The sequence below is a fragment of the Cellulophaga baltica genome, assembly GCF_900102165.1.
GTDB lineage: Bacteria > Bacteroidota > Bacteroidia > Flavobacteriales > Flavobacteriaceae > Cellulophaga > Cellulophaga baltica.
Window position 1 is genome coordinate 38,240 of sequence record NZ_FNBD01000009.1, and the last position, 20,257, is coordinate 58,496.

Sequence of the window (20,257 nt, forward strand, 5' to 3'; positions counted from 1 at the left end):
TTGTACGTCCGATAAAAAAGATATAAATTTGCATCCTGTTTAAAAATAACACAAACCCTAGCGATATGTCAAAAGTTTGCGAAATTACCGGAAAGAGAGCTATGTTTGGAAACAACGTATCGTTTTCCATCAATAAGACAAGAAGAAGATTCAATGTAAATCTTTCCAAAAAGCGTTTCTATATTGAAGAAGAAAACCGTTGGGTTACTTTGAAAGTATCTGCGCGTGCATTAAAATCTATCAATAAGAAAGGTATTAGTGCAGTATTGAAAGAAGCTAAAGCAAATGGATTAACTAAGTAATCCGAAAAAATAATCTAGTAAAATGGCTAAGAAAGGTAATAGAATCCAAGTGATTTTGGAATGTACAGAGCATAAAGAATCAGGACAACCTGGTACTTCAAGATACATTACAACAAAAAATAAGAAGAACACTCCTGATAGAATTGAGCTTAAGAAATTCAACCCAATTCTAAAGAAAATGACTGTTCATAAAGAAATTAAGTAATTTTCCGTTCCTACGGAAATGATAAAAATTATTAAACATGGCAAAGAAGACGGTAGCAAGTTTACAAACCAGTTCTAAAAGATTGACTAAAGCTATAAAAATGGTTAAGTCACCAAAATCTGGTGCTTATACATTTACAGAAGCAGTTATGGCTCCTGAAGAGGTTAGCGGTTGGTTGACTAAGAAATAAGACATTTCAATTTTATATTGATAAAGCTACTTTCGTAAAGAGAGTGGCTTTTTTGTTTTTATAACTGAACGATTTCTTCTGAAAGATAGGTGGTAATTAGAGTTGAAGATTCTAACAATCATTCAGTTATATTGTTTAAGTATTAATCAAGTATGTTTCATATATTTGATACAACGAATTTTTTTAACACTATGAGTTTATTCAAAAAGCTGTTTTCTTCTAAAAAGAAAGAAACACTTGATAAGGGTCTGGAGAAAACCAAAACTTCATTTTTTGGAAAATTAAACAAAGCTGTAGCCGGTAAGTCTAAAGTAGATGATGACGTTCTTGATAATTTAGAGGAGGTTTTAGTAGCTTCTGATGTTGGAGTAGATACCACCTTGAAAATCATTAAGGGCATTGAAGCACGCGTAGCAAAAGATAAATATGTTGGAACAGAAGAGTTAAATGAAATCCTTCGCGAAGAGATAGCGCGTTTACTTTCAGAAACAAATTCTGGAGAAGATGTAGAGTTTACGATTCCTAAAGACAAAAAGCCTTATGTGATTATGGTGGTAGGTGTCAATGGGGTAGGTAAAACAACCACCATAGGAAAATTAGCATATCAATTTAAGAAGCAAGGGTATAAGGTGGTTTTAGGTGCTGGAGATACGTTTAGAGCGGCAGCAATAGATCAATTACAAATTTGGGCAGATAGAGTAGGTATTCCTATTATTAAGCAGCAAATGGGTAGTGATCCTGCATCCGTAGCTTTTGATACTTTGAGTTCTGCAGTGAAAAATGATGCTGATGTCGTGATTATTGATACGGCAGGAAGACTTCATAATAAGATAAATTTAATGAACGAGCTTTCTAAAGTAAGTAGAGTGATGCAGAAAGTAGTTCCAGATACACCTAATGATGTACTTTTGGTTTTAGATGGTTCTACAGGGCAGAATGCCTTTGAACAGGCAAAGCAATTTACGAAAGCAACGAATGTAACTTCATTGGCAGTTACTAAATTAGATGGTACAGCTAAAGGTGGTGTTGTGATAGGAATTTCAGATCAATTTAAAATTCCAGTCAAATATATCGGAGTAGGAGAAGGGATAGAAGATCTTCAAGTTTTTAATAAATATGAGTTTGTAGATTCATTCTTCAGTAATAAGTAAATAAAAGTATCTTTTAAAAAGTCTCTAAATAATCAATTTCTTTGATGTTTAGAGACTTTTTTTGTTTAGGCAGGTTGTGATAATTTTGTAATAGTTTATTCTTATTTTTGAGACTGTAATCAGAAAATTATGAAATATATATTACCATTAGTCGTCTTATTGTTGGTGTTTTCTTGCAAGGATATGAACATCAGTAAGAACACTAAACCATTATGGGTGGGCTATAATGATTCATTAGAAGTTGCCGCTAATAAGACGCATGAAAATCCCAGAATGCAATACAAATTAATTCAGTCTAAGGTGTTGGATAAGAATGATGTATTTCTTCCCTTTCAGGATGTGGCTGCTGAAATTTCCGTTTCAGATTATGAAAAATGGAAGCCTTATATCTTGGAGCAAAATATCCCTACAATACAAGCTAATATAAAAGCAGGAAAGATAAGTTATGAAGCACTAGTGTTGTTTTATTTATATCGTATTTATAAGTATGAATTGAATAATGAGACGACGTTGAATACAATTTTAGCTCTAAATAAAGAGGTGCTACGTCAAGCTAGAGCATGTGATAAGGAATTGGTTAGTAGCCCGGATAAAGCTAGACACCCTATTTTTGGAATGCCTATTTTGTTAAAAGATAATATAGACACCCGTGGGATGAATACCACTGCAGGGGCTATTGCTTTGATGGAAAATGAAACCGATGATGCCTTTATAGTAGGGCGCCTGCAGGAACGTGGTGCTTTAATCCTGGGGAAAGTGAATTTAAGCGAATGGGCTTATTTTCTGTGTTCTGGATGTCCAGTTGGGTATAGTGCTGTCGGTGGGCAAACCTTAAATCCTTATGGTCGGAAGATTTTTGAAACCGGGGGTTCTAGCGCAGGTAGTGGTACTTCTGTTGCCGCTAATTATGCGGTAGCTGCTGTTGGTACAGAAACTTCTGGATCTATATTATCACCTTCTAGTCAGAACTCTATTGTGGGGCTAAAACCTACGGTAGGTTTACTAAGTAGAAGTGGTATTGTTCCAATTTCAAGTACCTTAGATACACCTGGTCCTATGACTAGAAATGTGGTGGATAATGCTATTTTGTTATCGGCGATGACAGGCAAAGACCTATCGGATATAAAATCTGTTGATACCTTTAAAAATTATACAGAAGCAGTGACTTCCGCTAGTTCATTGGAAGGCAAGCGCTTTGGTGCTTTTTCAGATTTAATTGCTACAGACACAATTTATGCGGCTACCGTTGAGCAGTTGAAAGCTTCTGGTGCTACGGTGGTTGTTTTTACACCTAAAGAACTTGGGTTGCCTGGTTTTTTAAGTATTTTGAATATTGATATGAAGAACGATTTGCCGAGCTACATTCAGCAGAATGTCAAAAATAAAAATGAGGTAAATGTAACTTCTATTGAAGATGTTATTCGTTTTAATCAGCAAGATTCCTTAGTAAGAATTCCTTATGGGCAAGCTTTGTTTGAGGGTATTGTGGCGGATACAACTTCATCGGCAGAACTGACATTAATTATCGCAGATTTGGAGCAAAAAAGTAGGGCTTATTTTGATGAAATTTTGGAGCAAGATCATTTGGATGCTGTTTTGAGTATTAATAATTACCATGCCGGCTATGCTGCGGCTGCAAAATATCCTGCATTAACGGTTCCTATGGGGTATAAATCCACGGGAGAGCCTATTAGTTTAACCTTTATCGCGAAACAGTTTGAGGAAGATAAGTTATTAGAACTTGGGGCTGCGTTTGAGAAAGTAACAAATATTAGAAAGATGCCTAAGGGCTATAATTAAGGCAGTAAGTCATTAATTTTATCCCAAAGGTTGGTGTCATAAGAAGATAACGCAAAGTTTTCCTCTTCAGCAGAATCACCCATTCTGATAATTACGAGATCTTTGCTTGGAATGATATATAGTTTTTGATCGTTTTTGCCTAAGGCAGCATACATGTCTGTTGGTGCATTAGGTATAAGTGAACCGTCAAAGGTGTCTTGAGATTGCGGTAAATGATAGCTAGATTTACCATTTAGCCACCATAAGTAACCATAAGCTTCATTAATATTTTGTGAAGTATTTGTAGCGGCATTTAAAAAGGTACTTGGAATAATTTGTGTGTTTTCCCATCTCCCATTTTCAGAGATAAGTAAACCAAAGCGTGCCATGCTTCTGGTGTCACTCCAATATACGTTAAGGTCGCTTACATCTATCCAAGTGCCGCTCATTCCAATTTTGTCTCTCAATTTCGTATTGAAATATTCTTTATAGGTCGTGTTGCTTGTTGTGGCAATGACATCTTGCAATTTTACGTATACATTGTGATAGGCCCATCTGGTACCTGCATCTGCCATATATTCTAAATTATCGGGACTAACGTTATCGCCATTCGTGTCGCTTAAGCCAGAATCCATTTGTAATAAATTTTCAATAGTAATAAGGTTTTCTTTCGCTAAGGGGCTGCTGGTCCAGCCTGTGCCTAAATAGTCGGAAACTTTATCGCTTATAGCTAGTAATCCTTCTTTTTGAGCAATTCCTGTAGTTGCGGTGGTCAGTGTTTTACCGGCGCTTGCCCAATACCATACTTTTGATGAATCATGTGCATTCATATACTGCTCAACAACTATCTTTCCTTGATTTAAAATGATAAATCCTTTGGTGTTTGTTTCCTCAAGATAGGATAATAATTGGGGTAATTTATCCGTGTTCCAATGTAATTCTTCGGGACTTTTTGTTTCCCAAATCGTAGATTGGAGAGGAGGAAAGTATACATCTTCATCTGTTATTTGTTCTTCTTCTTTAGAAATTGAATCTGTAGAGCAGGAAAAATTACCTAGAATTAGAAGTGTAAAAACAAAAAGCGATAGCTGTTTCATGATGTTATTTTTAAGTAAGACGCTTTAAAGGCTAAAGGGTTTAACTTTAGTATAACGGAGTATTAATAAAAATCAATATAAATAAGTCTGATCTTTTTGCTTGTTGTATTTTTGCACTTTATTTAAAGCTATGCGCACAAAGACACTTAAGAAGAATAAAATTAATGTCGTAACATTAGGTTGCTCTAAAAATGTTTACGATTCTGAAATTTTAATGGGACAACTTAAAGCCAATAAAAAGGAAGTTGTACATGAGGGAGAAGGGAATATTGTAGTTATTAATACTTGTGGATTTATAAATAATGCCAAGGAAGAAAGTGTAAACACTATCTTGCAATTTGTGCAAAAGAAAGAAGCGGGTGTTGTAGATAAGGTATTTGTTACGGGGTGTTTAAGTGAGCGTTATAAGCCAGATTTACAGAAGGAAATTCCAAATGTTGACGAGTATTTTGGTACTACAGAATTGCCAGGCTTATTAAAAGCATTAGGAGCAGATTATAAGCATGAGTTAATAGGAGAGCGTTTAACGACTACTCCTAAAAATTATGCCTACTTAAAAATTGCAGAAGGTTGTGATAGACCTTGTTCTTTCTGTGCTATTCCTATTATGCGTGGTAAGCATAAAAGCACGCCTATAGAAAATTTGGTAGTTGAATCAGAGAAATTAGCGGCAAAAGGAGTAAAGGAATTAATTTTAATAGCCCAAGATTTAACGTACTACGGCTTAGATATTTATAAAAAACGAAACCTTGCAGAGCTTCTTGAAGCTTTGGTAAAGGTTGATGGTATTGAGTGGATTCGTTTACATTATGCATTCCCTACAGGTTTTCCAATGGATGTATTGGAATTAATGAAGAAGGAACCAAAAATTTGTAATTATTTAGATATCCCTTTACAGCATATTTCAGATAACATACTGAAAAGTATGCGTAGAGGTACTACAAAAGAAAAAACAACCAAGTTATTACAAGACTTTAGAGCCTTGGTGCCAGAAATGACGATTAGAACTACTTTAATTGTTGGATATCCTGGAGAAACTGAGGAGGATTTCCAAACCTTAAAAAGTTGGGTTGAAGAAATGCGTTTTGAACGTTTAGGTTGTTTTACGTATAGTCATGAGGAAAATACGCATGCGTATACTTTGGAAGATAATGTTCCGGAAGAAGTAAAACAAGAGCGTGCATCTCAAATAATGGAAATACAATCTCAAATTTCATGGGAGTTAAACCAAGAAAAAATAGGACAATCTCTTCGTTGTATCATTGATAGAAAAGAAGGTCCTCATTTTATTGGTAGAACAGAGTTTGATTCTCCAGATGTAGACAATGAAGTGCTTATTGACGCTTCAAAATACTATTTGAAAGTAGGTGATTTTGTTACTTTAAAAATAACAGAAGCGGCCGATTTTGATTTGTACGGAGAGCCAGTTTAAGACTTTTTTATCATTTTAATGGTGTAGTATCCTAGAAGTGCAATTATTAAAAGCATAATTGCCCAAAGCCATTTTTTATTTTCGAATAAAGCTTGAACTTCTGGTGCTGCTATAATTATTTCGCTACCTAATTCTTTTCCTAGTACTACTGCTTTTGCGGTAGCAGGAACTACATTATCCATTAGGTTAATGTCATAGATAGGTTCTGATACTTCTGGGTTTCCGTAACTTAGAAAGTATTGCCCGGGTTCTGTAAAGCGTCCAATCAACTCATGTTGGTATCCCTGTAATTCGATAGCGCCAATTTTTAAAGGTTGGTTGTCTTGATTACTAATAGTGATTTTTAGTTTTTTAACCCTAGTGCTTATAAAATCAAATTCGTTTTTATTAATAGAGCTCAGAATACTTGAAGATAAATTTCTGTATTGATAATGCCATCCAGTGGTTGTTTTAGTACTATCTGTAAGGTAGCTTATTTGAATAGGTCTTAAATAATTAAGGCCGTCTAGAACAGCGACTTTAATATGGCTTAAAGGCACTGCGTGGTTTAGTTCTAGGGCAATTATAGTTTCTTTTGTTTTTTGATTGTTTGTTACTTCCTCTTTAATTGGGGAATAGGTGTTGTAAGTTGCTGGGATCGTATTATTTTCAAAAATCATAGCGCTTTTAAACTCGGGATCTTCCGAAGTCTTAGCGGTAATTCTATAATAGCTGTAGGTAGAAGTGGGGATTTTAGCGGTAGTGAATTTAAAGCTAGTTGCTTTATTTTCAATAGACAGTATTCGGTAGTCGTCGGCAATGGTAAACCATTCCTTCTCATTATGTCCTCCTTCAATTTTTATATTGAAATCAAAATTTAGTTTGTCAAAATTCAAATAGATTTCGTTAATCTTCGAAGCATTCTCGACTTTAAACGTGTAGAAATAACTGTCGTTCGTATGGCTTTCATTTAAAACTTCAAAAGTAACGTCGTTAATTTTTTCAATACTCCTTTTTGCTTTTAAAGCATACGGTGCTTCTATAGTATCGTTTTTTATAATACCATATATGCGAATATCAGCTAGGTTTATCTTAGTTTTTTCGTAAAGCGATTCAGGTAATTCAATGCTGTGCCATTGCTCAGAGATATCTTTTATTTCTCGTTTGTATTGATAGGTTTTCATTTGAGCAAACATACCTGTGCTCACTAAAAATAAAAGAATTAAAAGCTTAAAGGTCTTTTGGGTCATTTTCAATTTGTTTGGTGTACTTGTTATATAAAAATGAAATAAGGAGTAAAAGTAATCCTAAGGATACAAATACAATAGTTTTAGAGATGGTATCTAAATCGGCAATATCATAAAAGAATAGTTTTACTAGTGTAGCACCAAAAAGTGCAATTCCGCTCACACGGATATGTTTTTTTCTTTTCCAAATACCAATCACGACCATGAATAAGGAATAGGCGCCCCAGAGGATACTTAAATTCATTTTGTATGATCCAGAAGAACCAGCAAGATCCATCCAATGCAATAGTTCACTACTTAGGATCCATAGGATAATGAGGTGTAAGAATATTTGAAATACATTCTTAATTTTTAAATTCAAATAGTCTTGCTTGGTGTACCAGTATATCGTGTATACTAGAAATGCCAAAACGGCTAATGAAATATATCTTATATAGAGGTAGTAACTACCTATGCTGTAATGCTCGCCCAGATATTGCGCAATATAATTTTCTCTGAGCGTGCTAATAATTAATAATCCTCCAATTAGGAATGTAAATGTAAGGATGTTATTAATAACAAAGTTCACGATGGCTAATGTGCTATTTTTTATAAGCTTGATGTTAGCTACGGCCAAAATAGAAAAGAACAGCAAGGAGTAATTTATAAGCCAAATACTTTTAAAATCTATTAAATTGTAATTGCGTGTGCTGCCTAAATTACCCGCTTCATTGGTGTAGTTTATAAATGAATCTAGGAATTGTTGCTCCCAGTAATTATCTATTTCAAGGGAGAAGGCTAAATAGCAAATAATAAGCAATCCTATAGGAATTAAGAATCCCATGATTTTATCCATTGCTTTTTTTGGCGCTTCTAAATCTTGGAATTTCTCAGCTTTATTCAGCCAAGTAATAAAGCCAAACGCAATAATAACCAGTAGGGAGCTTAAGAAATTGCTATTGAAAATAGGGCTTATTCTTTCCTTAGAAGGGTTTAAATCATACAGGTGAGACCAATCTTCTAGAAGGCTTATAAATGCTATGACTATTAAGATGTAGGAGAGGTTTTTGTATACGGTGATTTTTTTGGTGGTAGCAAACCAATACAGGGTGGCAGCTTCAATAGCCCATAGAATGGTAACCCAGCTTCCGTCTAGTTGTACTGGAATGGTTATAGTAATAAAAGTTAACACTAAGGCTGCTATTAAATAGAATAGTTTTTTGTCTACCAATTTCTTTTTGTAAACAATCACCGTTGGTATAAAATGTATCATGGCATTGCCTAGGGTAAATAGTCCTAATAATTCTTTTCCAAACGTTGCATGCGAGTCTAGTAGGTAGTAGCCAATACCGTAGAAGAAAAATGAATTAAGGAAAAGTAAAATGACATCTGTAGCTTGGAATTTTTCATTTTTCAAGGTCTTATAGGCTAAAAACATGCAATAGAAAAGGATGAAAAAGATGCTCAAGAATGTAAATGCAAATCTGAAATCTTCAACGTAATAATAGTCTTTTACAATCCATCCTAAGTAGATTAACCAGGTAAACCCAAACGAAACATAGTACAGTGATTTCCAGTATTTCTTAAATGAAATGATTAGAATCCCAATATTGATAATAGTCATGTAGCTAAAAAGTGCAGTTACATTACCAGAGTTATTACTTAGTAAAAAAGGGATAGAATAGGCGCCTACTAACCCTAAATGGGCAATGATTTGCTTGTCGTAATTTATGGCAGCGACGACTGTAAAAACAGTGAGGAGTGTCATTACTCCAAAAGCAACCAGCTGCGGGAATAGTCCGTAAAAATCATACCCCATGAATGTGATGAAATACATCATGGTGATCGCTCCACTAACCAACACAGCACTAAAATTTAAGTATTTGACTTTTAGTTTTAGTCCAGCGGCCAGTAATCCAAATGAAAATAAATAGCCTAGAATAATACGAGTTAATGGGCTGATAAGATTATTTTCAATACTATATTTTACGCCAATGATAACGCCAATGATAGTGATTAGAATACCAACTTTGTTTATTAAGTTCTCTCCGATGAATTTTTCTAAGCTCGATTTTTTTGGAGGGAGTTGGTTGGTGTTTTTGTTGTTTGAAGTCTGTAATGGTACTTCTGTTTTTACATAAGACTCTGTAACTACTGGAGCACTTGCTTCTAAAATAGGTTCTGGACTTTTTTCTTTTTCGTTGGCTCCTGTTTTTATTTCTGGCGTTACTTTTTCTACTGTAAATTCCTTTTCGTCAATTTTTGGAGCGTCAATTACTTTGTCAACCACAGGAGTTTCGGGAGTTTCTAAAGGGGTAACTTTTATAAATTGCCCTTTTTTAAGGTCTTCAATCTCCTTATAAGCAGCCATTAAGTTTTTAGCAAAACTCTCTTGTTTGCTTAAAAGTTCTTCAAGCTTTTGTTCAAGTAACTTTATTTGGTCTTGTTGGTTGTTCATATGGTTGTATGTAAAGCGAGAGTATATCTTTAGGATAACTCACCTTTGCTAGTAATTATTGCTTTTTTAGTTGTAGTTCTTGCTGATAGAGTTGTCTGCCTAGTTCTGCTAAAAAAGGAATACCAATGGTGTCATACTCATAAGTATCATCATTATATATCTTATTACCGTTTACTAAAATAGTAGCAGTTAATAAAAATTCTATTTTATTGATGCTGTCTTTGATATAAGCGCAGTCTGTAAGTGTGCCATACGCATAGCCTACCTTATTGTAAATCTGAATAGTATTGGGTATTGGGTCTGGGTTGTCGCCAAACATAAAGAACTTTACATAACTATCATAATACATTGTAGCGTCGTATCCATTTTCTCGTGGTAGGGAACGCATTGTTCGAAGTATAAAATCTCTTTGTGCTGCACTAATCTTAAATTGCTCTTCCTGTTTAAATTTTTCAGGAAAAATTATTCGCTTTAATACTTGGTGCTGTGCTTCAATGGGATAATAGTTTTTTTGTTCAAAATTAAAAGGCTCTTTAACGAGTAAATCATCCTCGTCAAGGTAACCTACTCCTTTTTTAGTGCTAAGTATTTTGAGGGGTTTAATCACACTATTAATACCCTTGTTTCGTATTCTGGTGGTGCTATCATTCATATAAATGATAATTGGCTTTGTGGTAATATCGTCTGCATTATCTACTCCTAAGCGGTGTGCTATGCGAACATTTTTTATTCCTTTACTGCGTAATGCCTGATTAATGGTGTCTTGACCTACAAACTCAAATAATCTATTATAAGCGTTGTTATCACTAACGGCAAAAATTTTAGTTATTTCTTTTGCTATGGTGGTTTCTATAGTGTCGCCTTCTATATAAAATTTAGTAGTTAGATTTACATCAGGAATTTTATTAATCTCTTCTAAAGCAAGAATAGCAATGGGTAATTTTACGCTGCTTGCAGGGTAGAAATAATGGGTGGCATCGGTTTGAAAGTCATGATCTGTAAATAAAACCTCCCCGTTTTTTCGTTGTATTTGGGTGAATTTTATTTGTACTTCATATTTATTGATGCTGTCTACAACATTTTTAATTTTAGGGGATGTGGCTTTTAAAGCGGATTCAATAGGGTGTGAGAATTCTATTTTAGATTTCTCTTTGCAACTTGTGATAAGCAGTAGAAAGAAAATAATGCTAATTGGTTTAGAAAGCATTGGTGTTGGGTTTATGGGTTGTATAATTCTCCTCGGTGCGGTTTTAAAGCGTCTCTAACCTTAAGCATTTCTGATTCTTCTACCACCAAAAACGCTAAGCTATACATGTCATTTACATGTTGTACATCCGTAATATTTAGTTGTAATTTTTCTGCAGCAATAAATTCTTTTAAATGAATGACGTGGTGTTCTGCGGTCTTAGCAGCTGCAGGACCTCGAAAATCCCATATCAATTTAATTTTTTTAGTACTCATAGTGTAAAATTAATCAAGTGTTGTATTCTTTTTATCCCTTAATACAGGGATAATTCTAAAGGGAAAGTTAAAAGTACTTGAAATTTGTTAGAAATTAGGAACTTGCACAACATCCGTTATTTGTTATTTTTGCAAGATGCAGTTACAAAACATTATTTTATTTAAAAAGGTACGCGTTGTATCTGTGTTTGTGCTTTTGGCTACAGGTATTTCATGTGGTTCAATTTTTAAGAAAGAAGAAGATAGAGAGCCGCTAGCACGTGTCGGGAAATCTTATCTATATAAGGATGATGTTGAAGCCTTGCTAAAGGATAATGTGTCTAAAGAAGATAGTGCTTCTTTTGTAACTAATTATATCAATAATTGGGCAACGAAACAATTACTACTTTCCAAATCTAAAATCAATTTACCCGAAGAGCAGCTAAAAGAATTCAATCAACTTATAGAAAATTATAAGACAGATTTGTATACCCGCGCCTATAAAGAAGCATTGGTGAGTCAAACAGAGGATACTATTGTTACTGATGCACAGCTTAGTAGTTTTTACGAGAGAGAAAAAGAAAACTTCATGCTGAAAGAAAAGTTGGTGAAACTTAGGTTTATTGAGCTCTCTGCGCAGTTTTTAGATAAGGATCAAGTGGCGTCGCGTTTAGATCGTTTTAATGCGAAAGATCAGAAGTTCTTAGATTCTATTGGAATACAATTTAAAAATCTAAATTTCAATGATTCTATTTGGGTGAAAGCCTCTAGAATTGTGAATGAAATTCCGCCCTTAACCTTTGAAAATGAGGATAGATACTTAAAAAAATCACAATTTTTTGAATTACAGGATTCAATAGGGGTATATTTGGCGAAGGTTACTGATGTGTTGAATACGAACGATACGGCTCCATTGTTGTTTGTTAAACCCTCAATAAAACAAATTTTATTAAACAGGAGACGGTTAGAATTAATTAGAAAATTGGAAACCGAAATTATTGATGATGCAATTAAGGATAAAGAATTTGAAGTTTATGTTAAAGATTAAGAACACGATTACCCTTTTAGTAGTACTTTTTGTTGGAATACTAAATGCACAAGAAGAAGTTATTGAAACTCCTGTAGAAGAAGTAAGTGATGTTGCTGTTGTAGCGGTGGCTGCAGATTCTCTAAAACCTTTCAAAAAAATAAAATTAGATGGTGTTGCTGCAGTAGTGGGTGATTATTTAATTTTAGAATCGGATATTGATAAGACATTAATTGATTTGCGTAACCAAGGTGTTTCGGCAGATGATGTTTCTCGTTGCGGATTATTAGGGAAGTTAATGGAAGATCGGTTGTATGCGCATCAAGCAGTTCAAGATAGTATTTTGGTGGCAGATGATGAGGTGAACGCTACGAGTGATGCTCAAATACAGCAATTGGTATCTAGAGTAGGTTCTATGGAAAAAGTATTGTCTTTTTATAAAAAAACAGATGAGGAAAGCTTTAGAGAAGAATTATATAAGATTAATAAACTTCGTATGCTTTCGGAGCGTATGCAACGTAGTATTGTTGAAGAGATAGAAATTACACCAGAAGAAGTACGTCAATTCTATAATAAAATACCAGAAGATCAACGTCCGGTTTTTGGATCAGAATTAGAAATAGCTCAAATTGTTAAAAAGCCTGTTGCGCCAGAAGAAGAGAAGCAAAAGGTAATAGATCGTTTGAACAGAATTCGTGAAGATATTTTAGAAAAAGGATCTAGTTTCTCTATTAAAGCGATATTAAATAGCGAGGATCCTGGTTCGAAGCAAAACGGTGGGTTTTATAAAATAGATAAGCAAACAGGATTTGTAAAAGAATTTAAAGATGTTGCCTTTAGTTTAAACGTAGGTGAAGTTTCTGAGCCTTTTGAAACCACTTTTGGATATCATATTATTACGGTAGAAAAGATCTTGGGGCAAGAGCGCGAAATTCGTCATATTCTTATGATTCCTAAGGTGCCACAAAGCGCTTTAGATGAAGCTAAGCAGGAATTAGATACTATTCGTAATCAGATTATATCAGGGAAATATACGTTTGCACAGGCAGCGTTAAATTTCTCAGATCAGAAAGAGACAAAATTTGATGGAGGCCAATTGCGTAACCCTGCAGATTATAGTGCGCGTTTTGAGCTTACCAATATGGATCCTACTTTTTACAACCAGATTCGTAATTTAAAGGACAACGAGATTTCTCAGCCTATTTTAGAAGAAGATCCTCGTGAAGGTGCAAGTTTTAAGATTATGAAGATTACCAATCGTCATGATGAGCATGTAGCAGATTTTTCTAAGGATTATATTAAGATTCAGGAATTAGCAAAAACACAAAAGCAAGCAGATGCTATTGCAAAATGGATGGCTGAACATATTGAAGAAACTTACATTAGTGTAAATGAAACCAATAAAGGTTGTGAATTTGCAAATAACTGGATAAAAGAATAAGTTCATGTCTGATGTTACTGCCATACATAATCTTGTTGAAAAACACCTTGCTTTAAAAGGAGAAATCGCCAAAGTTATTGTTGGCCAAACAGAAGTAGTAGAACAGATTTTATTATCTGTATATACTGGTGGGCACTCTCTTTTGATAGGGGTACCTGGTTTGGCAAAAACATTAATGGTAAATACGATTGCACAAACATTAGGTTTAGATTTTAAAAGAATTCAGTTTACACCAGATTTAATGCCTAGTGATATTCTAGGGAGTGAAATTCTAGATCAAAATAGAACGTTTAAATTTATCAAAGGTCCAATATTTTCTAATATTATTTTGGCAGATGAGATAAATAGAACACCACCTAAAACGCAAGCAGCTTTATTAGAAGCAATGCAAGAGCGCTCTGTAACTATAGCCGGTGAAAATTATAAGTTACCTGCGCCGTATTTTGTATTGGCAACTCAAAACCCTATTGAGCAAGAAGGTACTTACCCTTTGCCGGAAGCGCAATTAGACCGTTTTATGTTTGCTATTGAACTCAAGTACCCTTCTATTAGTGAAGAAGTAGCCATTGTTAAGGCAACTACTTCAGATCTTAGAAACCAAATAAATGCCCTTTTCAATGCAGAAGAAATTATAGCAGTACAACAATTAGTACGAAGAATTCCAGTTCCAGATAATGTGGTAGATTATGCGGTGAGACTGGTAAATAGTACACGTGCTAATTTAGATACAGCTTCGGAGTATGTAAAACAGTATATTGATTGGGGTGCAGGTCCTAGAGCTTCACAAAATCTAATTTTAGGTGCAAAAGCACACGCAGCTATCAAAGGTAAATTCTCTCCAGATATTGAAGATGTTAAAGCCGTTGCTTTAGGGATCTTGAGACATCGAATAATAAAAAATTACAAAGCGGAAGCAGAAGGCATATCAGAGGATGATATAATTCGCCAATTATTGTAGAAATCTCATCTGTATCAAACGTTTTCGTAAGAGATATTTTATAAAAAAGTACAATTAAATGTGGTATTCGTTTTTTTGAATACACTTTTCAAAATTTTTCTCAAATTACATTCAATCAATTCGTAAATCTTTTATTTAGGCTCAATATTTTAGTAATTTTGCAAGATTGCAATAACCTAAAAGTAGATTTTCTAAATATATGAGCATTTATAAAGATTACCTGAAGCAGATAGAAGAACGAAAAGAAAAAGGACTTCATCCGCAGCCAATTGATGGTGCTGAATTGCTAAGTAAAATCATTGAGCAAATTAAAGACTTAGATCATGAGTACAGAGAAGATTCTCTTAACTTTTTTATCTATAACGTTTTACCTGGTACTACAAGTGCTGCTGGTGTTAAAGCAAAATTTTTAAAGGAAATTATTCTTGGTGAATCAGTAGTGAAAGAAATCACACCTGCTTTTGCTTTTGAACAATTATCTCACATGAAGGGTGGGCCTTCGGTAGCCGTTTTATTAGATGTAGCTTTAGGTTCTGATGTGGCATTGGCAAAACAAGCCGCTGAGGTGTTAAAAACACAGGTTTTCCTTTATGAGGCTGATACTGCTCGCTTAGAAGAAGCTTTAAATAACGGTAGTGCAATTGCGAAAGATATTATAGAAAGCTATGCCAGAGCAGAGTTTTTTACAAAGCTTCCTGAAATTGAAGAAGAAATACAAGTAGTTACTTATATAGCTGGTGTTGGTGATATTTCAACAGATTTATTATCTCCAGGGGGTGATGCACACTCAAGATCAGATCGTGAGTTGCATGGTCAATGTATGTTTGAGCATAACAAAGACATGCAAAATGAATTATTGGCTTTGAAGGAACAACATCCAGATAAGCGTGTAATGCTAATTGCAGAAAAAGGAACAATGGGAGTTGGTTCTTCGAGAATGTCTGGTGTGAATAACGTAGCGCTATGGACAGGTGTTCCTTTTAGTAAATATGTGCCATTTATCAATTTTGCGCCAGTAATTGCAGGTACCAATGGTATTGCTCCAATTTTCTTGACGACAGTTGGTGTAACTGGTGGTATTGGTTTAGATCTTAAAAACTGGGTAAAGCAAAAAGATGCTGATGGCAATACAATTGTTGATGCAGATGGTGAACCAATTTTAAAGCAAATGTATTCTGTTGCAACTGGTACGGTGCTTACGATTAATACTAAAGAGAAAAAATTATACCACGATAAAGTAGAATTGAAAGATATCTCAGCAGCATTTACTCCACAAAAAATGGAGTTCATGAAGGCAGGTGGATCTTACGCAGTTGTTTTCGGTAAAAAATTACAAACTTTTGCTTCTAAAGTACTCGGTGTAGATGTTGTGCCTGTATATGCACCATCAAAAGAAATCACTATTGAAGGTCAGGGTTTAACAGCGGTAGAAAAAATATTTAATAGAAATGCAGTAGGTACATCAGGTGCAACGTTGCACGCTGGTTCTTATGTACGTGCAGAAGTAAATATAGTAGGTTCTCAAGATACTACAGGTTTAATGACTTCTCAAGAATTAGAGATGATGGCCGCAACGGTTATTTCTCCAATTGTTGATGGGGCGTATCAATCTGGCTGTCATACAGCATCGGTTTGGGATGATAAGTCTAAGGCTAACATTCCAAGATTAATGAGCTTTATGAATGACTTTGGTTTAATTACTGGTCGTGATCCGAAAGGAAAGTACTTTCCTATGACGGATGTTATTCATAAAGTATTAAACGATATTACTGTTGGAGACTGGGACATCATTATTGGTGGAGATTCGCATACACGTATGTCTAAAGGTGTTGCTTTTGGAGCAGATTCAGGAACTGTTGCATTAGCACTTGCTACAGGTGAGGCTTCAATGCCAATACCTGAGTCAGTAAAAGTAACTTTTAAAGGGCAAATGAAATCTTATATGGATTTCCGTGATGTGGTACACGCAACACAGTCTCAAATGTTAAAGCAATTTGGTGGTGAAAATGTATTCCAAGGTCGCGTTATCGAAGTACACATTGGAACACTTACTGCAGATGAAGCTTTTACATTTACAGATTGGACAGCAGAGATGAAAGCAAAAGCTTCTATCTGTATTTCAGAAGACGAAACATTAATTGAGTCTTTAGAGATTGCAAAAGGTCGTATCCAAATCATGATTGATAAAGGAATGGACAATGCTAAGGGAGTACTTAAAGGTTTAGTTAATAAAGCAGAAACTAGAATTACAGAACTTAAAACTGGTATAAAGCCTTCTTTAAGACCAGATGCAAATGCTAAATATCATGCAGAAGTTGTTATTGATTTAGATGAGATAGCAGAACCAATGATTGCAGATCCAGACGTAAATAACGATGATGTTTCTAAACGTTATACACATGATAACATTAGACCATTATCTTACTATGGAGGTGTTAAGAAAGTTGATTTAGGTTTCGTAGGTTCTTGTATGGTTCACAAAGGTGATATGAAAATATTAGCTCAAATGTTGAAAAATGTTGAAGCTCAAAAAGGTAAAGTTGAATTTAAAGCTCCGTTAGTAGTAGCTCCACCAACTTATAATATTGTTGATGAGTTAAAAGCAGAAGGAGATTGGGATGTTCTAGTAAAATATTCAGGTTTCGAGTTTGACGATAACGCACCAAAAGGATTGGCACGTACTAAATATGAAAACATGTTGTATTTAGAGCGTCCTGGATGTAACCTATGTATGGGGAATCAGGAGAAGGCAGAGCCCGGAGATACGGTTATGGCAACATCAACACGTTTATTCCAAGGTAGAGTTGTAAAAGATACTGGCGAGAAGAAAGGGGAGTCTTTATTGTCTTCTACACCAGTAGTTGTTTTATCTACAATTTTAGGTAGAACGCCAACTATGGCAGAATATGAAGCAGCTGTAGATGGTATTGTATTGACGAAGTTTAAACCTTCAACAAAACAATTGGTTAAATAGTAGTTACATAACTATAAATTATAGAAAAGCCTGAGTCGTAGACTCAGGCTTTTTTGTGTGTCATTCATTTATGCTATTGAGTCTTTTTAAAAAGTATTGTTTCTTTAGTATTGGACTTGTTTTATAAGGAAGTGAATCCTTTTTTATAATCATTCTATATTTAAATTACTTTTCTGTAGTCTTTCTATATTTTGTATCTTAGTAAGACTAAAATTAGTACTAAAAAAATATATATAAATCTTATGGCATTTGATATAGATATGATAAAAGATGTGTATTCTAATATGTCTGATCGTGTGAATAAAGCACGTGAAGTTGTTGGAAAACCATTGACACTTTCTGAGAAAATTTTATACTCCCACCTTTGGGATGGTACTCCTTCTAAGGCTTTTGTTAGAGGAAAAGATTATGTTGATTTTGCACCTGATCGTATAGCTTGTCAAGATGCAACAGCACAAATGGCGCTATTGCAATTCATGCAAGCTGGTAAGCCGAAAGTTGCAGTACCCACTACAGTACATTGTGATCACTTAATTCAAGCAAAAAGTGGAGCAGCGGCAGATTTAAAATCGGCAAATAATACAAGTGCAGAAGTTTTTAATTTCTTAGAATCTGTTTCTAATAAATATGGTATTGGTTTCTGGAAACCAGGAGCTGGTATTATTCACCAAGTAGTTTTAGAAAATTATGCTTTTCCAGGAGGTATGATGATTGGTACCGATTCTCACACCGTAAATGCTGGTGGTTTGGGTATGGTGGCTATTGGAGTAGGTGGTGCTGATGCTGTAGATGTTATGGCAGGAATGGCATGGGAGCTTAAATTTCCAAAATTAATAGGAGTTAAGTTAACTGGAACAATTTCTGGTTGGACTGCGCCTAAAGATGTAATCCTTAAAGTTGCTGAAATTCTTACCGTAAAAGGAGGAACAGGAGCAATTGTAGAGTATTTTGGTTCTGGTGCTACGTCTTTATCTTGTACAGGTAAAGGAACAATTTGTAATATGGGTGCAGAGATAGGAGCAACTACCTCTACATTTGGTTATGATGATTCTATGGAGCGCTATTTAAGAGCTACAGATAGAGCAGATATTGCAGATGCTGCAAATGAAGTTAGAGAACATTTAACAGCAGATGCTGATGTATATGCAAACCCAGAACAATACTTTGATGAGGTTATTGAAATAAACTTATCAGAATTAACGCCATTATTAAACGGACCTTTTACGCCAGATTTATCTACTAAAGTAGGTAGTGACATGACTGAGAAAGCTACAGAAAATGAATGGCCTTTAGCTGTAGAGTGGGGATTAATTGGTTCTTGTACCAACTCTTCTTATGAAGATTTATCTAGAGCTTCTTCTATTGCGCAACAAGCCATTGATAAAGGATTAAAAATGAAATCAGAATTAGGGATTAATCCAGGTTCTGAGCAAGTTCGTTTTACTGCAGCAAGGGATGGCATTTTACAAGTATTTGAGAACTTAAATGCAAAAATATTTACCAATGCTTGTGGTCCTTGTATAGGGCAATGGGCTAGATATAGTGATCCTAAAAACGCTCCAAAAAATAGTATTGTGCACTCTTTCAATAGAAACTTTGCAAAACGTGCAGATGGAAACCCTAATACACATGCTTTTGTAGCTTCTCCAGAAATAACAGCTGCAATTGCTATTGCGGGTAGATTAGATTTTAATCCAATGACGGATAAATTAATCAACGAGAATGGCGAAGAAGTGATGTTTGATGAGCCAACAGGATGGGAATTACCTCCTAAAGGTTTTGAAGTAGAAGATGCTGGGTATTTAGCTCCAGATGAAGACGGTTCTGGTGTTGTTGTAAAAGTAGCAACAGATTCTGAAAGACTACAATTATTAGAGCCTTTTACTCCTATCAAAGATAAAAACTTAATGGGTGTTAAATTATTAATCAAAGCTTTTGGTAAATGTACTACGGATCATATTTCTATGGCTGGTCCTTGGTTACGCTTCCGTGGGCATTTAGATAATATTTCAAACAACTGTTTAATAGGTGCGGTCAATGCGTTTGGTCACAAAACTAATTTTGTTAAGAACCAATTAACGGGTGAGTTTGGTGGTGTTCCAGATACAGCACGTGCTTATAAAGCTGCTGGCGTTAGAAGTATTGTGGTAGGTGATCATAACTATGGAGAAGGTTCTTCTCGTGAGCATGCTGCCATGGAGCCTAGACATTTAGGTGTAGCTGCTGTCTTAGTAAAATCTTTTGCGCGTATTCATGAAACAAACCTTAAAAAGCAAGGGATGTTAGGTCTTACTTTCGCAACCGAAAGTGATTATGACTTAATACAAGAAGACGATACATTCAATTTTATTGATATTGCGGAGTTTGCTCCAGACAAACAATTAACAATTGAAGTGGTTCACGCAGATGGAAGTAAGGATGTAATTAAAGCTAATCATACTTATAATCAGCCTCAAATAGACTGGTATAGAGAGGGTTCTGCTTTAAATGTGATCAAAAAAGAGAACGCTGCTTAGTCAAAAGAACCTATTAAATTTAAGTTAAAAATTAATTAATATTAATTGAACAAAACTCCTGATATTTATCAGGAGTTTTTTA

Annotated in this window: 16 protein-coding genes; 11 read left to right on the forward strand and 5 right to left on the reverse strand. The window is 34.8% G+C overall.

Annotated features, from left to right (window positions below):
- Positions 1–65: 65 nt before the first annotated feature.
- The 5 genes from rpmB to BLQ19_RS15410 all read left to right on the forward strand — a co-directional run bounded on the left by rpmB (position 66) and on the right by BLQ19_RS15410 (position 3,648).
- The gene (gene rpmB, locus BLQ19_RS15390; protein ID WP_024481506.1) at positions 66–302 is read left to right on the forward strand and encodes a 50S ribosomal protein L28; all 237 of its coding nucleotides are present in this window, start codon (positions 66–68) and stop codon (positions 300–302) included.
- Between the two features lie 22 nt (positions 303–324).
- Entirely contained in the window at positions 325–507 is a 183-nt protein-coding gene (rpmG, locus tag BLQ19_RS15395) for a 50S ribosomal protein L33 (RefSeq protein WP_024481505.1), read from the forward strand.
- 37 nt (positions 508–544) lie between these two features.
- Positions 545–697 (forward strand): DUF4295 domain-containing protein, encoded by a 153-nt coding sequence (locus BLQ19_RS15400; RefSeq protein ID WP_074538930.1) that lies wholly within the window; start codon positions 545–547, stop codon positions 695–697.
- 191 nt (positions 698–888) lie between these two features.
- Positions 889–1,848 carry a signal recognition particle-docking protein FtsY gene (gene ftsY, locus BLQ19_RS15405; protein ID WP_074538987.1) on the forward strand — a complete coding sequence of 320 codons (960 nt, stop codon included), beginning with the start codon at positions 889–891 and terminating at the stop codon, positions 1,846–1,848.
- Positions 1,849–1,977: 129 nt separating this feature from the next.
- Complete coding sequence (locus BLQ19_RS15410; RefSeq protein ID WP_074538931.1) at positions 1,978–3,648, forward strand: amidase family protein; 1,671 nt, start codon at positions 1,978–1,980, stop codon at positions 3,646–3,648.
- Here BLQ19_RS15410 and BLQ19_RS15415 read toward each other — a convergent pair.
- On the reverse strand, positions 3,645–4,724 hold the full coding sequence (locus BLQ19_RS15415) for a serine hydrolase domain-containing protein (protein ID WP_074538932.1): 1,080 nt from the start codon (positions 4,722–4,724) through the stop codon (positions 3,645–3,647). The genes BLQ19_RS15410 and BLQ19_RS15415 overlap by 4 nt on opposite strands.
- A gap of 130 nt (positions 4,725–4,854) precedes the next feature.
- Here BLQ19_RS15415 and rimO point away from each other — a divergent pair, with 130 nt between their 5' ends.
- Positions 4,855–6,156: a 30S ribosomal protein S12 methylthiotransferase RimO gene (gene rimO, locus BLQ19_RS15420; protein WP_074538933.1), complete on the forward strand. Its 1,302-nt coding sequence runs from the start codon at positions 4,855–4,857 to the stop codon at positions 6,154–6,156.
- Here rimO and BLQ19_RS15425 read toward each other — a convergent pair.
- From BLQ19_RS15425 to BLQ19_RS15440, 4 genes are read right to left on the reverse strand one after another with little or no spacing between them, the layout of a single operon-like run.
- The gene (locus BLQ19_RS15425; RefSeq protein WP_074538934.1) at positions 6,153–7,385 is read right to left on the reverse strand and encodes a DUF3999 family protein; all 1,233 of its coding nucleotides are present in this window, start codon (positions 7,383–7,385) and stop codon (positions 6,153–6,155) included. The genes rimO and BLQ19_RS15425 overlap by 4 nt on opposite strands.
- Complete coding sequence (locus BLQ19_RS15430) at positions 7,366–9,819, reverse strand: DUF2339 domain-containing protein (protein WP_074538935.1); 2,454 nt, start codon at positions 9,817–9,819, stop codon at positions 7,366–7,368. Before BLQ19_RS15430 ends, BLQ19_RS15425 begins: the two co-directional genes overlap by 20 nt.
- A 55-nt stretch (positions 9,820–9,874) precedes the next feature.
- Complete coding sequence (locus tag BLQ19_RS15435) at positions 9,875–11,026, reverse strand: serine hydrolase (protein WP_074538936.1); 1,152 nt, start codon at positions 11,024–11,026, stop codon at positions 9,875–9,877.
- Between the two features lie 11 nt (positions 11,027–11,037).
- Entirely contained in the window at positions 11,038–11,280 is a 243-nt protein-coding gene (locus tag BLQ19_RS15440; protein WP_024481497.1) for a hypothetical protein, read from the reverse strand.
- Between the two features lie 136 nt (positions 11,281–11,416).
- Between BLQ19_RS15440 and BLQ19_RS15445 the strand changes: the two genes are divergently transcribed.
- The 5 genes from BLQ19_RS15445 to BLQ19_RS15465 all read left to right on the forward strand — a co-directional run bounded on the left by BLQ19_RS15445 (position 11,417) and on the right by BLQ19_RS15465 (position 20,175).
- Positions 11,417–12,307 (forward strand): peptidylprolyl isomerase, encoded by an 891-nt coding sequence (locus BLQ19_RS15445; RefSeq protein WP_074538937.1) that lies wholly within the window; start codon positions 11,417–11,419, stop codon positions 12,305–12,307.
- Positions 12,294–13,727: a peptidylprolyl isomerase gene (locus BLQ19_RS15450; RefSeq protein WP_025615708.1), complete on the forward strand. Its 1,434-nt coding sequence runs from the start codon at positions 12,294–12,296 to the stop codon at positions 13,725–13,727. The genes BLQ19_RS15445 and BLQ19_RS15450 overlap by 14 nt, the downstream gene beginning before the upstream one ends.
- A 4-nt stretch (positions 13,728–13,731) precedes the next feature.
- On the forward strand, positions 13,732–14,685 hold the full coding sequence (locus BLQ19_RS15455) for an AAA family ATPase (RefSeq protein ID WP_024481494.1): 954 nt from the start codon (positions 13,732–13,734) through the stop codon (positions 14,683–14,685).
- 199 nt (positions 14,686–14,884) lie between these two features.
- Positions 14,885–17,659, forward strand: coding sequence for a bifunctional aconitate hydratase 2/2-methylisocitrate dehydratase (locus tag BLQ19_RS15460; protein ID WP_024481493.1), 2,775 nt, complete (start codon positions 14,885–14,887; stop codon positions 17,657–17,659).
- A 242-nt stretch (positions 17,660–17,901) separates the two neighbouring features.
- On the forward strand, positions 17,902–20,175 hold the full coding sequence (locus BLQ19_RS15465) for an aconitate hydratase (protein ID WP_074538938.1): 2,274 nt from the start codon (positions 17,902–17,904) through the stop codon (positions 20,173–20,175).
- Positions 20,176–20,257: the final 82 nt, after the last annotated feature.

What these genes read in the sequence shown, in the direction of transcription:
- BLQ19_RS15415 (WP_074538932.1), bottom strand. Translation starts at nt 4,724, where the DNA reads ATGAAACAGCTATCGCTTTTTGTTTTTACACTTCTAATTCTAGGTAAT.
- ftsY (WP_074538987.1), top strand. Translation starts at nt 889, where the DNA reads ATGAGTTTATTCAAAAAGCTGTTTTCTTCTAAAAAGAAAGAAACACTT.
- BLQ19_RS15455 (WP_024481494.1), top strand. Translation starts at nt 13,732, where the DNA reads ATGTCTGATGTTACTGCCATACATAATCTTGTTGAAAAACACCTTGCT.
- BLQ19_RS15465 (WP_074538938.1), top strand. Translation starts at nt 17,902, where the DNA reads ATGGCATTTGATATAGATATGATAAAAGATGTGTATTCTAATATGTCT.
- BLQ19_RS15445 (WP_074538937.1), top strand. Translation starts at nt 11,417, where the DNA reads ATGCAGTTACAAAACATTATTTTATTTAAAAAGGTACGCGTTGTATCT.
- BLQ19_RS15450 (WP_025615708.1), top strand. Translation starts at nt 12,294, where the DNA reads ATGTTAAAGATTAAGAACACGATTACCCTTTTAGTAGTACTTTTTGTT.
- BLQ19_RS15460 (WP_024481493.1), top strand. Translation starts at nt 14,885, where the DNA reads ATGAGCATTTATAAAGATTACCTGAAGCAGATAGAAGAACGAAAAGAA.
- rpmG (WP_024481505.1), top strand. Translation starts at nt 325, where the DNA reads ATGGCTAAGAAAGGTAATAGAATCCAAGTGATTTTGGAATGTACAGAG.
- rimO (WP_074538933.1), top strand. Translation starts at nt 4,855, where the DNA reads ATGCGCACAAAGACACTTAAGAAGAATAAAATTAATGTCGTAACATTA.
- BLQ19_RS15440 (WP_024481497.1), bottom strand. Translation starts at nt 11,280, where the DNA reads ATGAGTACTAAAAAAATTAAATTGATATGGGATTTTCGAGGTCCTGCA.
- BLQ19_RS15425 (WP_074538934.1), bottom strand. Translation starts at nt 7,385, where the DNA reads ATGACCCAAAAGACCTTTAAGCTTTTAATTCTTTTATTTTTAGTGAGC.
- BLQ19_RS15435 (WP_074538936.1), bottom strand. Translation starts at nt 11,026, where the DNA reads ATGCTTTCTAAACCAATTAGCATTATTTTCTTTCTACTGCTTATCACA.
- BLQ19_RS15410 (WP_074538931.1), top strand. Translation starts at nt 1,978, where the DNA reads ATGAAATATATATTACCATTAGTCGTCTTATTGTTGGTGTTTTCTTGC.
- rpmB (WP_024481506.1), top strand. Translation starts at nt 66, where the DNA reads ATGTCAAAAGTTTGCGAAATTACCGGAAAGAGAGCTATGTTTGGAAAC.
- BLQ19_RS15430 (WP_074538935.1), bottom strand. Translation starts at nt 9,819, where the DNA reads ATGAACAACCAACAAGACCAAATAAAGTTACTTGAACAAAAGCTTGAA.
- BLQ19_RS15400 (WP_074538930.1), top strand. Translation starts at nt 545, where the DNA reads ATGGCAAAGAAGACGGTAGCAAGTTTACAAACCAGTTCTAAAAGATTG.